1 protein-coding gene is annotated in these 222 nt (G+C 46.8%); it reads right to left on the bottom strand.

Annotated features, from left to right (window positions below; all coding sequences use genetic code 11):
- On the bottom strand, positions 1-222 hold a 222-nt coding region (locus tag CHH91_RS21035), incomplete at both ends, for a hypothetical protein (RefSeq protein WP_217973793.1).

Genomic DNA, 222 nt, shown 5'->3' with positions numbered 1-222 from the left:
AACATGGATACGCCTAAACAAGCAAATTGCAGCGTTAAGGAATGGGTAGATATGGCCCAAATCGCCGCCATGCTCCCGAGCAACAACGCCCCGCTTGTACCGAAACAAGCTTCACGTTCTCCCTCCAATACAAAAGCAATATAAAACACCGTGACAACGTATAGTACGTCGGCGAATTGAGGCGTCTCGATGACGAAAAAGACAACAACAAGAAAACAGAAG

The organism is Virgibacillus sp. 7505 (genome assembly GCF_002272135.1).
Lineage (GTDB): Bacteria > Bacillota > Bacilli > Bacillales > Amphibacillaceae > Terribacillus.
The sequence above is the reverse complement of the archived record's forward strand: the minus strand, read 5'-3'. Positions and strand labels throughout refer to the sequence as shown.